The sequence below is a fragment of the Colwellia sp. MB3u-4 genome (genome assembly GCF_014077065.1).
GTDB lineage: Bacteria > Pseudomonadota > Gammaproteobacteria > Enterobacterales > Alteromonadaceae > Cognaticolwellia.
This window is the reverse complement of record NZ_JACGVE010000075.1, coordinates 390436-403701: the sequence shown is the minus strand read 5'-3', so window position 1 is coordinate 403701 and position 13266 is coordinate 390436. Positions and strand designations below refer to the sequence as shown.

Sequence of the window (13266 nt, the reverse complement as noted above, 5' to 3'; positions counted from 1 at the left end):
AGTGCTCTTGCCAAGGTTATTACTTTACCAACAACACAAAACTCCTGCCTTGTTCACCTGTTCTGTCGAGGTCTATAACAGTGTTTAATAACCATAAATCAGCCCAGTTAGCACAAATAAAAACACCTGAAATATTCAGGTGTTTTAATGCTTATATACATTGTTATATCGAGTAACTTTTAAGCTTATTTGTAATAAGCTAAACAGGCTTCAACTTCATTTTTAGAACCCATGATCACTTCAACACGTTGATGAATATCTGTTGGCTCAATATCCATGATACGCCCTTGGCTAGTCATGGCTAAACCACCGGCTTGTTCAATTAAAAAGCTCATTGGGTTGGCTTCATACATTAAACGTAACTTGTAGGGTTTTTCTGGGTTTCTATTATCAGCCGGATAGGTAAATATACCCCCACGGGTGAGAACACGATGAATATCACCTACCATAGCGGCAATCCAACGCATATTGAAGTTTTTACCACGTGGGCCAGTATCACCGGCAAGTAAATCACTAATGTAGTTTTGCATAGGTTGTTGCCAGAAACGTTGGTTTGACATATTAATAGCAAACTCTTGCGTATCTTCTGGCACTTGTAAATTGCGCTCAACTAATAAATAACCGCCATGCGTGCGGTCTAAAACATAAAAGTGCGTACCGCTGCCTGTGGTCATCACTAAGGTTGTTGATGGACCATAAAGTACATAGCCCGCGCAAACTTGGTGATTACCTGATTGTTTAAACATATCAGGATTGCTAGCGGCCATATCTGTTGGCGCTTGGTGAATGGAGAAAATAGTACCAATTAACGAGTTAATATCGATATTTGAGCTGCCATCTAAGGGATCAAATGAAACGATATATTTGCCATCTTCGACACCCGCCACTGACGTGTCTTCTTCTTCAGAAGACACGGCTTTGACAAAGCCTGATTCTAACAAAATATCTTTAAATAACTCGTTGGCAACAATATCGAGTTTCTTTTGCACTTCACCTTGAATATTTTCATCTAAGGTCGAGCCCATTGAGTCACTTAAGTGCCCTTGGCTAACTCGAAAGGAAATTTCTTTGGTGGCAGCTAAAATAGTTTCTATTAATGAAATTAAATCTAACGGTACATTGTCTTCACGTAAAGCGGGAGCTAGTCGTTGCATAGGGTTACCTAATTACTTTAGAGTCATACTCTTATGATAGAGCATATCGTATTTTATTTTCGATGTTATGATGTAGTATACCCATTACAATAAATAATCGAACATATAAAGTGTCCTAAATATCCAATATCTACGTTACTTTTAATCACATACGCTAGCTATGGTTCAATCAAGCCTAGGCTATATCGATGTAGGTACTGATGTTTAGTCTGCAACAATAAAATGTGTTCTTGAATATTTATTATTACTACTTGTTTATTACTTATTATTGCTCACTGATTTAATTCAATGGGTATTATCAAAAAATCAAAAGTTAATTTTGAACTGATTATAACAAAAATAAGCGTATTTTCAGTACTTCTAATCATTTTAATTTTAACTAAGCAGATAATTTATTTAGCTTTACTGACTACAAGGAGATGCAATGAGGTTTTTTATTAGGCTAATGGTGTTATTTTTTTACTGTGGCTTGTCAGCGCAAGTGCAGGCAAAAACAGAAAAAAGTTATACTGAATTTATTCAAGACAAACAGAGCCATCAAGGTTACTTTTCTTTTTATCTTGATGATAAAACAGGCAAAGTGTTTTTAGAAGTAGATAACTTTGAGCAAGAATTTTTATTTCAAAGTGGCTTGCCACAGGGGGTGGGTTCAAATGATATTGGTTTAGACCGTGGCCAATTGGGCGATACTCGGTTAGTGCGTTTTGAAAGAGTGGGTGATAAAGTGTTTCTGCGCCAACTCAACACTGATTATCGTGCTAATAGCGATAACCTCCTTGAACAGCAAGCGATAGATGAAGCCTTTGCTAGCTCGATTATCTGGGGCTTTAAGGTGAGTCATAGCTCAGCAGATAACCGTAAAACCTTAATTGATTACACGCCATTTTTACTCTCAGATATTCATAACTTGTCGGCACAATTAAAGCGTACTCAACAAGGCAGTTTTAAGATTGATGCCACGCGCAGTGGGGTTTATAAAAAGCGTACAAAAGCTTTTCCAAACAATACCGAATTAGAGGCTACTGTGACTTATAAAGGCACAGACGCTGGAGTGCACTTGCGCTCAGTAACGCCTGATGCCTCAGCGGTTACGGTTAACTTGCACCACTCGCTCATTAAGTTGCCAGATAATAGTTATCAAACACGAAAGTTTCATCCCTTTAGTGGCTTTTGGCAGCACGCCTATGCAGATTATGCCAGCGCCATTGATGAGCCATTGATTAAACGCAATATTCCTCGCCATCGTTTAGTTAAGAAAAACCCAGCCGCTAAAATAAGTGCAGCGGTAGAGCCGATTATTTATTACTTAGATGCCGGAGTCCCTGAGCCGATTAAAAGTGCCTTGCTAGATGGCGCGCGTTGGTGGGATCAAGCCTTTTCTGCTATTGGTTATAAAAATGCCTTTCAAGTTAAGCTGCTGCCAAGTGACGCTGACCCCATGGATGTTCGTTACAACGTTATTCAATGGGTACATCGCGCTACACGCGGTTGGTCTTATGGCTCATCAGTGATCGACCCGCGTACCGGCGAAATCATTAAAGGCCATGTCACCTTAGGCTCTTTACGTGTTCGCCAAGACTATTTAATTGCCTTAGGCTTAACGTCACCGTTTAAAAATGACAATACTGACACTAGCGCTATGAAAGCAATGGCTTTAGCGCGCATTCGTCAATTAGCGGCACATGAGGTTGGCCACACCTTAGGCATAGCGCATAATTTTGCCGCCAGTGTTAATAATCGAGCGTCAGTGATGGATTATCCCCATCCGTTAATTACCATTGAAAATGGCCAGATAAGCTTAGCTAATGCTTATGCCGAAGACATCGGTGAATGGGATAAATATGTGATTGCTTATGGTTATGCTGAGGTAGAAAAAGCGCAAGAAGCCCAGTTTTTGACTGAGTTAGTGTCAGCAACCCAGCAAAAGGGGCTGAAGTATATTTCTGACCCCGATGCACGATCGCAATCAAGCGCTCATGCTACAGGGCATTTGTGGGACAATGGTCAAGATGCGGCTACAGAGTTAAACCGTGTTTTAGCGGTTAGAGCACTAGCATTAGAAAACTTTGGTTTGAACAGCATACCGGTTGGTACGCCGATGTCTGAACTCGAAAAAATATTAGTGCCCATTTACAACTTTCATCGCTTTCAGGTACAAGCCGCAGCAAAATTAATTGCTGGTGTTAACTACGGCTATCAACTGCGCAGTGAACAATTTAGTAATCAGCAAACCAGGGTTGCAGGCAAATCTCAACAAGCAGCACTTGATGCCTTACTAGCAACGCTAACAGTAGAAACCTTAACACTGTCCGCTAAAATCACCGCCTTAATACCGCCTAAGGCCTATGGTTATAATCGCGATAGAGAAAGTTTTAATAGCCAAACAGGGGTAACTTTTGACCCCATCAGTGCCGCAGAGGCAAGTGCAAAACACACACTGTCGCTATTACTCAATGCCGAGCGACTAGCAAGATTGCAGCAACAAGCCATGCTTGATAACGATATTCCGTCAGTGGCATTTTTACTCAATAAACTGGTCAAAGGCACAGTAAAATCAGCGCCAAAAACCTCAACAGCCATGTTAGTGCAACAAAGGGTAAATCAGCAATTAATTGAGCATTTAATAGTGCTTTGGCATAGCCAAAATGTTGTGCCAGAAGTCAGAGCTGAAGTGTATGTAACATTAACGGATTTAGCCCTATGGTTAACCGATAAGCGCAGCACACGAAAATACCCAGGCTTTCGAGCGCACTTTCAGTTATTAGCTCAGCAAATTAATTACAGCTTAGCGCATGATAAGTCATCGACACCGGCATCCAATATAACACTACCACCTGGTTCACCAATTGGTAGCTATTAAATACTATTAGCTTAACGGCCAAACTGCATTGGTAATTAGAAAGAGTATAGATGAACCATGTTCAGTAGATAACTGAACATGCTTCATCATAAAAGGCTGTTACAAAAAGCTTATAAAAAGTTCACAAAAAATTCATAAAAGGCAATGAAATGGTAGAAAATCCAGTAGGTAAAGTCGCATTGTTAGGCGTACCATTTGATGACAACTCTTCCTTCGAGCGCGGCGCTGCCTTAGCGCCAAATAAGATTCGCGACGTGTTAAATCATGGTTCATTAAATGGTGCTACAGAATTAGGCGTGAACTTGCGCGAGTCAAAGCAATGGCTTGATGCCGGTGATGTCGACATAAGCTCGTCAGATAACTTTATCGATAAAATTGAACAAGGTTGTGACCAGTTACTCGCACAACAGACCCGTTTATTAACTTTAGGGGGCGATCACAGTATTAGTTATCCGATTCTAAAAAGTTACCGAAAATTTTTTGATAAAATCACCATATTACACATTGATGCCCATTCTGACTTGTATGATTCTTTTAAAGGCAATCGCTACTCAAACGCGTGTCCTTTTGCCCGCGTGATGGAAGACGGTTTATGTGAGCGCTTAGTACAGGTAGGTATACGGACATTAAATTTGCATCAAAATGAACAAATAGAAAAGTTTAAGGTTGAGTCATTAGAAATGCGCCATTGGCCTTTGGCCCAGCCGTTAGTATTTCAGCACCCAGTTTACTTATCACTTGATATTGATGGTATTGACCCCGCCTTTGCACCGGGCGTTTCACACCGAGAGCCGGGTGGTTTAACAAGTCGTGAAGTGATCAACCTTATCCATCAAATTAATACACCGCTGGTGGGCGCTGATATTGTCGAGTTTAATCCCAATAAAGATATCGATAATATGACCGCTCAGTTGGCGGCAAAGCTAGTAAAAGAGGTTGCGGGTAAAATGCTCATTGGTCTTTAATTTGACCTGTTATACCAATCTCACTAATTATCTGATCATTTTTACTGGTTAAAATAACCAACTACTGCGTTATTTATTTAATAATTAGAACAACTAGTTATTAAAATAAATGCCTTATATTTGGCCATTTTTCCTGCGTATAAAGTAGACCCCTAATTAATGAAATTGGTATTAATTTACACTAGCAAGGAAAAACAAGCACAGTAGCAGGGTAAGAAAAAACGGCGCTAAACCGGAAGGTGTTTAGCGCCGCGGTGCAATCGCACTTAGGGTAAAGTGAACTGTGCACAAAAAAGTTGACCGTTTGGAAAGTATTAAGCCTGATTATCAGCTCTGTGTCTTCAGTTTTGTTTGATTTACATCGGCTTCTTCTGCGCTATTTGTCTGTTTTTCTGTACAACTAGCAGCTGTTAGTTGCTTTTTAGAGCGAATGAGTACCACAAGATTACCGGCCAAAATAAATAATAAGCCTACGAAGGTATAAGTGGTCCATGCAAATCCTTCAACCACAGTTGAAATGATCACCGCCACCGCTGGAAACATCACTGAAGCATAAGAAGCCTTATGTGCACCAATGCGGTTAAGTAATGTTAGGTAGCTAGCAAAAGCAATAACAGAGCCAAAAATGCTTAAATAAAGTAATGAACTGATATAAGAAAATGTATAGTCAAAGCTGAAGTTTTTCCCCTGAGCCATAGCGATTATCGCCATAAAAATGGCACCGTAGGTCATGCCCCATGTCATTGCCGGTATTAGCGGTAGCTTTAGTTTTTGATTTCTCATTGACAGCATATTGCCAGTAGAGGCGACTAACGTACCCAGAATGCAAAATCCTAAGCCTAATAGCGTTTCAGCGCCTAATTGTGTGTCACTTACTTGTGGCCAAAACAGTGTCACTATGCCGAGTAATCCTAAGCTCCCCCCTAAGTAAACTTGTTTAGTGATATGAGTGCCGTACCAAATGCGAGCATTGAAGACATTAAAAAACATGATCATTGAAAAGGCAATGCAGGTTAATGCTGAGTTGATGTGTTGCTGTGCGCTATAGAGTAAATAATAGTTAAAGCTAAATAAAGTGACGCCAAAAAGAAAAAATTGAAGATGGTGACGCAAGGAAAACCTCAACCGCAAATTTTTAAGTTTACAGTAGGTAAATAAAACAATAGCAGCTAAACCAAAGCGATAGACGATAGACGCTTCTGGGGCAACATGACCTAATTGGTAATTAATCGCTATCCAGGTTGAGCCCCATATCAACACGGTAATTAAATATAAAAATGTGTTGTTCATTACAATCCCTTAGTATGTTTGCAAGTAAAGCACTCGCGATAAAAATTTAAATTACTCAGCTCAATACGGTAGTGATGACTTATGCACTGTGTAGTGATCGACATTATTTTTGTTTTTTGTTCTTTGTGCTTATTGTTTTTAACTAAGTAATAAAAGCTCAATACAACGAAGTGCTAAGGCATTAATCAATACGGTTTTATCCAATACTGTTTACCCGACATGCCATGTTGAACACCTTAGTTACCACTCTTATTCACTTTAATTTTAAACCTCATCACTAACATTAACAGGGCTTATGTTAAGTAAACGGTTTGTTAGTGACGGATAGACATTTTACCGATTTTTTGTTTTAATAACATATACAAAAAAATGAAAATGCAACCTATACAGTTATGCGATTAGTTGACAAATCATCCCCCTACTTTTTATATCAACAAGTGATCGACTTTGTTGAGTTTCAGCAACAAAGTGGCGCAATACGCCCAGGTGATAAACTACCCAGTTTACGTAAACTCAGTCGACAGTTTGAGATCAGTGTACCTACTGTCAAGCAGGCATACCTTGAACTTGAACGCCAAGGTAGTATTTCTGCTCGGCCACAATCGGGCTACTATTTAAAAGCTAAACAAGCACGTACTTTATTACCCATGCGGGCAATATGGGCGAGTTGTGAGCCGGCAGAAATATCATGCCGGAGTTTAATTGAGCAAGTTTATGACGCTGTGCATATGCCTGACTCAGTGGCATTAGGCATTTCTAATCCTGTTAATGCGCATCCGCCAGATAAAACCCTAGCAAGATTGATGCGCTCAGTGCTGAGTCGAGTGTCTGAAAAAGCGGTGAGTTATGGGCCGATTAATGGTGATCCTAAACTACGTTTGAATTTAGCCTTTCGTTATCAAGAACAGGGTGTTTCGGTTAATCACGAAGACTTAATTATTACCAATGGCGCACAAGAAGCCTTGTCTATTGCCCTGCAATGTGTGGCTGAACGCGGTGATATTATCGCGGTTGAATCACCTTGCTACTTTGGGCTTATCGAACTTATTGAAAGTTTGGGGATGAAGGCTTTAGAGGTTTACACCTGCACTGAAGACGGTGTTTGTGTTGTCGAATTAGCCAAGGTTATTAAACAACATTCAGTGAAAGTTTGCTTGTTTTCAAGCGCCATTAGTAACCCGCTAGGGTCAATGATGACCGATAAGCAACGACAAGCTATGGTCAAGTTACTAGAAAAAAATGACATTGTCTTAATTGAGGACGAAGTCTACAGCGACTTGTATTTTACTGAGCACCGGCCGGTGTCAGCACAGTTATACTCAGAAAAAGGCTTAGTATTAACCTGTTCATCTTTTTCAAAAACAGCGGCTCCGGGTTATCGAGTCGGTTGGTTGTTACCCGGTAAGTTTGAAGAAAAAGCTAAGCGTATCAAAAGGGCTCAATCATGCTCTACGTCAATGTTGCAACAATGGACATTAAGCGATTACTTGATGAGTGGCGAGTATGACCGGCACTTGCAGGTACTGAGAAAAACCCTGCGTTATAATTGTGAGCGCATGCGGGCGTTAATCGCCGAGCATTTTCCTGAGCAAGTGTGTATTTCAAAACCCAAGGGTGGCAGCGTTTTATGGGTACGTTGTCGTTCACATGTTGATACCAGCCAGTTTTTTAAACAAGCGATTGCCCAAGGCGTAAATTTTGCGCCCGGAGAGGTTTTTTCTCCCTCTGGAAAGTATAAAAACTATATGCGTATTAGCTATGGCGTACAATGGAGCGAAAAAATTGACCAAGCCATTCAAGTGCTAGGTCAATTAGTGTATGACTACCCTGAATCTTAAAAACACAAGGAAATAAGCGCAGTGACAGCGTACCGCACAAAAATATCATTAAAATTAATACTACCCTTATTAGCCGCTATTATCGCGGTATCTCCTTTGGCCATTGATATGTATCTTCCTGGCATGCCTGAGCTTACTCAATATTTTTCAACAAAAATGCCCTTAGTGCAAAATAGCTTAAGTATTTATTTATTGGGTTATGCAGTTGGCTTGTTAGTGTTTGGTCCCATGGCGGATAAGCATGCTCGTCGCACATTAGTCATGATAGGTTTATTGGGTTTTTTATTAACCACAGTGGCATTAACCTTTGCACAAAATATTGAACAATTTATAGCCTTACGCTTCTTTCAAGCGTTTATGAGTACAGCAGCCACAGTAGTTGTGCCCGGTATTATTCGACAGCTTTATGGCAAAGACACCGCGAAAGGACTGTCTTATGTCAGTATGATCATGATGTTGGCGCCCATGATAGCCCCCAGTATTGGCAGCGTATTACTGCTGCACAGTTGGCAAATGATTTTTTATGTCTTGGCGGGTTATGCTTTTGTTGTTTTTGTGTGCAGTTTTTATTATTTACCCGATGTTAAAACGATTAAATCGACAATCACCTATAGTGCCGTTGAGCGTTATAAAATTGTTTTTAGTAACCGTGCCGCTCGTTTTGATTTATTGACCGTTATGATGGCCTCGCTAGCCTTCTTCAGTTATATAACCGCCATTTCATTTGTTTATTTGACCGTATTTAAGGTTTCTGAATTTGAGTTTAGTTTGCTATTTGCGTTGAATATTTTGGCTTTAATGACCGCGCACTTTATCAACACACGGCTGGTGGGTAAGTTTGGATCTAGAAAAATGTTACGTTTTGGTGTTGTCCTCGCCTTTGTGGCGGTAACAAGTTTATTGCTGGCCAGTATATTTTCTTTATCGCTATATTATTATGTTGTGGCTATTTTGCCGTTAATGGGGAGTTTATCGATGATTTCGGTGAATGCTGACGCCTTAATTTTACAAGAATTTGCTGAACACGCTGGTACAGCCACAGCGGTAAATGGTACTTTGCGTTTTGGTATTGGCGCCCTAGCGGGTCCTATTTTAGCGATATTTTATAATGGCAGTACCTTACCCTTTGCCCTTTTAATGGCGGGGGCAGTTTATCTCGTGGTGATCTGTCAATTAATTCAAAGTAAGCTCAATGTAGCTTCGGAGGAAATGTGAAAAATATAGCGGTAATGTTATCAGGTTGTGGGGTCTACGACGGCTCTGAAATTCATGAGGCAGTGTTGACTCTGCTGGCGATTGAACAAGCGGGCGCTAAATATCGCTGCTTTGCGCCAAATATTAATCAACATCATGTGATTAATCATTTAACCGGTGAAGTGATGGCGAAAGAGCAACGTAATGTACTGGTAGAGTCTGCGCGTATTGCTCGTGGTGATGTTGAAGACTTAACAGAATTTTATATCGATGAGTTTGATGCCTTGATCGTACCCGGTGGTTTTGGCGCGGCAAAAAATTTATCTGACTTTGCTATTAACGCTGAAGCCTTTAAAGTGAATGAACAAGTGATGGCCGTATGCCAAGCATTTGTAAAGGCCAATAAGCCAGCAGGTTATATGTGTATAGCGCCGGTGATGATCCCACTCATTTATGGTGAAAATGCTCAAGCAACCATAGGTCATGATGTTGGCATTGCAAAAGCCTTAATCGATGTGGGCTTAGCGCACCAAGATTGTGCGGTTGATGATATCGTTGTCGATGCTGGTCGTAAGCTAGTGTCTACACCGGCTTATATGTTGGCAACAACGTTAACTGAAGCGGCTAGTGGTATTAATAAACTGGTGGCACAAGTGATCAAGATGATGGATTAACTCCTATTGAAAACCGAGTGTTTGCATTGAAAGCCTAAGCAGAATGAGGGTTTTATCTTTAGTGGCTAATCTTCATTTGATGGGATTTTATGCGCTTCAGCCGTTTTTAATGCGACTTGTTCTTTTAATGCGACTTGTTGTAAACGCCATTTTTTTCGTTCAGCGTAGTAATAATCCCATACACAAGGGTTACATGCACCACCGCCACAGCAGTCATCGTCAGCAGGGGGGCAAGGCTTTGCGAGTAATTCAGTCATAACGGTTACCGCTTTTTGCTATCAATAAAAAATCATTATAAATAAAAAAAGCTCTGCATGCAGAGCTTTTTTAGACCAAGCGATAAATGTAGCGCTAAGTATTATCCATTATGTCATTTGCTATTATTCTAATGCAGCCAGTTTCTTTTCAAGATAGTGAATATTAGCACCACCATCAATAAAACCTTGGTCACTTAGAATGTCTTGGTGCAAGGCAATATTGGTTTTAATGCCATCAATAATTAATTCACCTAATGCGTTACGCATACGCGCCATAGCAACCTCACGACTATCACCCCAAGTGATCAACTTACCGATCATTGAGTCATAGTTCGGAGGCACAGAGTAATCCGAATAAATATGAGAATCCCAACGTACACCTAAGCCACCTGGAGGATGAAAACGAGTGATTTTTCCTGGTGATGGCACGAAGGTACGTGGATCTTCCGCGTTAATTCGACATTCAATTGAATGGCCTGATATTTTAATATCGTCTTGCGTATAAGAGAGTGGTTGACCTGCAGCAACACGAAGCTGCTCTTTGATCAAATCAACACCCGTGACCATTTCAGTTACTGGATGCTCAACTTGAATACGGGTATTCATCTCAATGAAATAGAATTCGCCGTCTTCGTATAAGAATTCAAAGGTACCCGCACCACGATAGTTTATTTCGATACAGGCATTACAGCAGCGTTCGCCAATTTTTGCTCGCAGTTCAGCTGAAATACCTGGCGCAGGTGCTTCTTCAACCACTTTTTGATGACGACGTTGCATTGAACAGTCACGCTCACCTAAATGAATGGCAGCACCTTGGCCATCAGCCATGATTTGAATTTCAACATGACGTGGGTTTTCGAGGAATTTCTCCATGTAAACTACGTCATTATTGAAGGTCGCTCGTGCTTCTGATTTAGTCAGTTGAATAAACTCAATTAAATCTTCTTCACGGCGAACAACACGCATACCGCGACCACCACCACCACCAGAGGCTTTGATGATAACCGGATAGCCAATACGTCTACCGTGCGCTAAATTTGCTTCGACATCTGCAGTCAATGGACCATCAGAGCCAGGTACACAAGGTACACCAGCCGCTTTCATGGCTTTAATGGCTGAAACTTTATCGCCCATTAAACGGATACTTTCCGCCTTAGGTCCAATAAAGGCAAAACCTGATTTTTCTACTTGTTCAGCAAAATCAGCATTTTCAGCAAGGAAACCATAGCCAGGGTGAATCGCTACAGCGTCAGTAACCTCTGCAGCCGTAATAATGGCTGGAATATTTAAATAACTATCCATTGCCGCCGGTTTGCCAATACAAATGGTTTCGTCGGCTAACAATACGTGTTTAAGACTTTTATCGGCCGTTGAGTGCACAGCAACCGTTTTAATACCCAGCTCTTTACAAGCGCGTAATATTCTTAAGGCAATTTCGCCGCGATTGGCGATAACAACTTTATCTAACATGAAAATCCCCTTAAAGGTTGGGCTTATTCAATGATGAATAGCGGTTGATCAAATTCAATAGCGTCTTCGTTTACCGCTAAAATTTGTTTGATGACACCTGATTTATCAGCTTCAATTTGGTTCATCATTTTCATCGCTTCAAGGATACATAGTGTATCGCCAGAATTAACATGCTGGCCAACAACAGCAAATGCAGGTGCATCAGGCGAACCTGCTGAATAGAAAGTACCGACCATTGGAGAGCGCACAATATGTCCGGTTATTACTGGAGCCGCCGCTTCCGCTGCAACAGCCGGAGCAGGAGCAGGTGCTGCAAGTGGTGCTTGAGCTGGCGCTGCATGCATCATAGGAGCTGCTTGCATAATGGTGGCACCACGGCTAATGCGCACTGATTCTTCGCCTTCAGAAATTTCTAATTCGTTGATACCTGACTCTTCAACCAATTCAATTAATTTTTTAATTTTACGAATATCCATTTGAATACCTTTTTATATAATTTTTAAATTTATGTGTGTAAAACTTAAATGAATATCATCATTTAAGTACTTATTTATTAAGTGCTTATTTTTTGTTTTTTTCTAACCAATCTGTTGCCGCAGCCAAAGCATATTCATAGCCATTAGCGCCTAAACCGCTAATAACGCCTATAGCAATATCTGATAAGTAGGAATGTTGTCTGAACGGCTCACGCGCATGTACGTTTGATAAATGGACTTCAATAAAGGGTATACTAACCGATAATAAGGCATCTCTAAGTGCAACGCTGGTATGCGTGAAGGCCGCTGGATTTATAATAATAAAGTCTATTTTTTCGAAACTGGCATGAATTTCGTCAAGCAAAATATGTTCAGCATTTGACTGTTTATGACTTAGCTGCACATTAGCCTTAATGGCGAGGTCAGCTAAATTGGCCATAATATCAGTTAACGATAACGAACCATAAATAGTAGGCTCACGTTTGCCCAACATATTTAAGTTAGGACCATTTAGGACTAAAATGTTAAACTTTGTAGTCATCTTCGGTAAAAACACCCTGATTATTAAGTAATAGTAACATCATGTCATATTTAACTATGTGATTAAATTAAATTTGGCTTAAATGGCAAATTAATCTCATTAGCCGATTATTATAGTGTTTTCGCAGAATATAGCAGCAAAATACTGGTCTTATCACTTGGGGTGGCTATTAAATGATTGATTTTAGGTCAGTTATCATAAAACCAGCACACTAAATAGGGTGCTGGTTTTAATTAATCTATTGATTTATTGGGTTTTTTTTAAAACTAATCCAGCCGTTAGCTGTTATTTTGTGCTCTGTTGTTCAATACCCGGATGAAATTATTAACGTCTTATTTTTTAAAATGGCTGCCGTAATTTTGTTTTTTAGTTCATAAGCAGCAGCCATTAATATGATTTTAAATATAACGGCAGATACAAGGTCGTTATTTGTTAACCCGCTGCGGGCTATTCTCCTACGTGGCAGGTTTATGGGCAAAATGATATGGCCAGAGTGACTTACGTTTAGGTGAGCAGAAATTCGTATTACGACAATAAAAAATATTAC

The 13266-nt window shown here is 40.3% G+C and carries 11 protein-coding genes; 5 read left to right on the top strand and 6 right to left on the bottom strand.

The genetic code is table 11. The features are described from left to right. Positions 1–185: 185 nt before the first annotated feature. A complete protein-coding gene (locus H4J61_RS07910) occupies positions 186–1154 on the bottom strand; it encodes a class 1 fructose-bisphosphatase (protein WP_182138138.1) in 969 nt (322 codons plus the stop codon). A gap of 424 nt (positions 1155–1578) precedes the next feature. Between H4J61_RS07910 and H4J61_RS07905 the strand changes: the two genes are divergently transcribed. Next, a complete protein-coding gene (locus tag H4J61_RS07905; RefSeq protein WP_182184612.1) occupies positions 1579–4014 on the top strand; it encodes a zinc-dependent metalloprotease in 2436 nt (811 codons plus the stop codon). 149 nt (positions 4015–4163) lie between these two features. Further along, positions 4164–4979, top strand: coding sequence for an agmatinase (speB, locus tag H4J61_RS07900; RefSeq protein WP_182184611.1), 816 nt, complete (start codon positions 4164–4166; stop codon positions 4977–4979). Positions 4980–5306: 327 nt separating this feature from the next. On the opposite strand, the gene H4J61_RS07895 is transcribed toward speB, so the two are convergent. After that, a complete protein-coding gene (locus H4J61_RS07895; RefSeq protein WP_182184610.1) occupies positions 5307–6269 on the bottom strand; it encodes a DMT family transporter in 963 nt (320 codons plus the stop codon). A 392-nt stretch (positions 6270–6661) separates the two neighbouring features. On the opposite strand from H4J61_RS07895, the gene H4J61_RS07890 reads away from it, so the two are divergent. From H4J61_RS07890 to elbB, 3 genes are read left to right on the top strand one after another with little or no spacing between them, the layout of a single operon-like run. Further along, positions 6662–8107, top strand: coding sequence for a PLP-dependent aminotransferase family protein (locus H4J61_RS07890; protein WP_182138142.1), 1446 nt, complete (start codon positions 6662–6664; stop codon positions 8105–8107). 21 nt (positions 8108–8128) lie between these two features. Beyond that, positions 8129–9322: a multidrug effflux MFS transporter gene (locus H4J61_RS07885; protein ID WP_182184609.1), complete on the top strand. Its 1194-nt coding sequence runs from the start codon at positions 8129–8131 to the stop codon at positions 9320–9322. Next, on the top strand, positions 9319–9975 hold the full coding sequence (elbB, locus tag H4J61_RS07880) for an isoprenoid biosynthesis glyoxalase ElbB (protein WP_310649833.1): 657 nt from the start codon (positions 9319–9321) through the stop codon (positions 9973–9975). The genes H4J61_RS07885 and elbB overlap by 4 nt, the downstream gene beginning before the upstream one ends. A 65-nt stretch (positions 9976–10040) precedes the next feature. Here the strand turns inward: elbB and H4J61_RS07875 are convergent, their stop codons facing one another. From H4J61_RS07875 to aroQ, 4 genes are all read right to left on the bottom strand, one after another. Beyond that, positions 10041–10232, bottom strand: a complete 192-nt coding sequence (locus H4J61_RS07875; RefSeq protein ID WP_182138144.1) for an oxidoreductase-like domain-containing protein — start codon at positions 10230–10232, stop codon at positions 10041–10043. A gap of 123 nt (positions 10233–10355) precedes the next feature. Continuing rightward, positions 10356–11702 (bottom strand): acetyl-CoA carboxylase biotin carboxylase subunit, encoded by a 1347-nt coding sequence (gene accC, locus H4J61_RS07870; RefSeq protein WP_182184608.1) that lies wholly within the window; start codon positions 11700–11702, stop codon positions 10356–10358. Between the two features lie 23 nt (positions 11703–11725). Then, complete coding sequence (gene accB, locus H4J61_RS07865; RefSeq protein ID WP_182138146.1) at positions 11726–12178, bottom strand: acetyl-CoA carboxylase biotin carboxyl carrier protein; 453 nt, start codon at positions 12176–12178, stop codon at positions 11726–11728. An 85-nt stretch (positions 12179–12263) separates the two neighbouring features. After that, a complete protein-coding gene (aroQ, locus tag H4J61_RS07860; RefSeq protein ID WP_182184607.1) occupies positions 12264–12719 on the bottom strand; it encodes a type II 3-dehydroquinate dehydratase in 456 nt (151 codons plus the stop codon). Between the last annotated feature and the right edge of the window lie 547 nt (positions 12720–13266).